Below are 647 nucleotides of genomic sequence, written 5' to 3'. Positions count from 1 at the left end.
GTCGACGGCAAGTCGGCGGACACCTCGGTGACTGATACCGCGAGCACCACCACTCTCAGCCTGAGCGCGACCGACTCCGTGGCTGAAGGCGGCTCCATTGTTTATACCGCGACCCTGACCAATGCGGCCGGTACACCGGTCACCGTGACTTTGTCGAATGGTGCAGTGATCACCATCGAAGCGGGCAAAACCACCGGTTCCGTGACCGTCGATGCGCCAAAAGATGACGTCTACAAAGATGCCGGCCAAGTTGAAGTGACCATCAAGGATGCCGCGGGCGGCAACTTTGAAAACCTGGCGACCAATCCAGCGGCGGCGGTCACCGAGGTGACCGATACCATCGACACTTCGACCGTAAACCTCACTGCGACCAGCACTGTGGCCGAAGGCGGCACCGTGGTTTACACCGCGTCCGTCAGCGCACCGGTCACCGGTTCGCCAGTGGTTGTGACCCTGTCCAACGGCCAGACCATTACCATTCCGGTCGGCTCGAGCAGCGCCAGCGTCAACTTCACTGCGCCGAACGATGCCCTGAACGGCGACACCTCCCTGAGCGTCAAGATCGACGACGCCAAGGGCGGCAATTACGAAAAGCTGGAAGTTGACGGCAAGTCGGCCGACACCTCGATCACTGACACCCAGGACAC

Annotated in this window: 1 protein-coding gene; it reads left to right on the top strand. The window is 61.1% G+C overall.

Going from position 1 to position 647, the window contains the following annotated elements; all coding sequences use genetic code 11:
- Window positions 1-27 precede the first annotated feature (27 nt).
- On the top strand, window positions 28-647 hold a 620-nt coding region (locus ACZ3HH_RS29365), incomplete at its 3' end, for an immunoglobulin-like domain-containing protein (RefSeq protein WP_465810008.1).

The organism is Pseudomonas sp. PME37.24/025, assembly GCF_055556615.1.
The sequence above is the reverse complement of the archived record's forward strand: the minus strand, read 5'-3'. Positions and strand labels throughout refer to the sequence as shown.